Annotated in this window: 1 protein-coding gene; it reads left to right on the top strand. The window is 50.1% G+C overall.

Features of this window, described 5'->3' with window-relative positions; all coding sequences use genetic code 11:
- Window positions 1-1,429: condensation domain-containing protein (locus tag N480_RS16245; RefSeq protein ID WP_155732875.1), on the top strand; the 1,429-nt coding region annotated here is incomplete at both ends.

Raw genomic sequence — 1,429 nt, 5'->3', positions numbered from 1 at the left:
CTTTATGTGAGCGAGCAGGGTGAAACACGACAGCGTATTCGCAGCATGTCAGAGTGTGATTTCGACATACAAGTCACAGACTTATCACACCTTGAGGGAGATGTATTAACGGCACAAATAAACGCCCTCGTGGAACAGGACATCACCACCCCATTTAACCTAGCTGAAGATGTGATGTTACGAGCCAGCTATGTGAAGCGCGCCGTAAACAGTGGGGTAATGATACTGAACATGCACCACATTGCATCCGATGGTTGGTCTATGGAGGTGTTGACCAAAGAGTTCTTCACCCTGTATGAAGCCTACAGTCAAGGCATGTCGAACCCGTTACCAGATTTACCAATCCAGTATGCGGACTATGCTCATTGGCAACGCACACATCTTACTGGGGAAGTTCTGGAGTCGCAATTAAGTTACTGGGAGAAACAACTCGATGAGCTGCCGGCACTACATGGCTTAGTATTGGATTATCCCCGCCCGGATGTGAAACAACATCGGGGGGCCGTGGTGACAGGCCAGTTGCCTGGCGCGGTAGCTGAGCAATTGCAGGCTGTGGCCCAGCAACATCAGCTGACGCCGTTTATGTTATTGCACGGAGCGTTGTCGCTGTTGTTATCGAGACACAGTAACAGCAACGATGTGGTGATTGGAACGCCGGTTGCAAACCGTTTGCAAGCCGAACTTGAGCCGCTCATAGGCTTTTTTGTGAACACCTTAGTGCTCAGGGCTGATACGCAGCACGACTCATTATCAGATTACCTTGCACATATTAGGCAGGTGCATTTGGCAGCCCAGTCCAATCAAGATGTGCCTTTTGAGCAGCTGGTAGAGCGGTTAAAGGTGCCAAGAAGTACGGCGCACAGCCCGCTGTTTCAAATCATGTTGACGACCAATACAGATTTTGGGCTGCATTCGGGTGATGACGCATCGGCAATGACGTTACCCGGTGTGGGCATTCAGACGTACCAATCCGATTTTATTCAAGCGAAGTTTGACCTCCAAGTGGGGCTCAATATCAGCGCAGCGGGTGTGGACTTACACTGGTTGTACGATGTGAGTTTATTCAGCGAGGCACATATTACGCAATTGAACGACCATTTATGCCGGTTACTTGAAGGGTTAGGGCGTGCGCAGCCATCGCAGTCTCCCCACTCATTACCGATGTTATCGGATGCGGAAACTCAGCATCTGGTGTATGAACTGAACAATACCGCGACAGCGTACCCACAGGATACCTGTATTCATACGCTGTTTGAGCAGCAAGTTGCGCAGTCGCCAAATAACGTGGCGGTGGTATTTGAAGGAGAGCAGCTGACTTACCAGCAGTTGAACGACAAGGCCAACCAATTGGCGCACTATTTAAGAGAAATGCACGGGGTAAAACCAGATACTCTGGTGGGCTTGTGTGTGGAGCGCTCCTTAGAAATGG

This window comes from Pseudoalteromonas luteoviolacea S2607 (assembly GCF_001625575.1).
In the GTDB taxonomy this organism is placed as follows: domain Bacteria; phylum Pseudomonadota; class Gammaproteobacteria; order Enterobacterales; family Alteromonadaceae; genus Pseudoalteromonas; species Pseudoalteromonas luteoviolacea_E.
The sequence above is the reverse complement of the archived record's forward strand: the minus strand, read 5'-3'. Positions and strand labels throughout refer to the sequence as shown.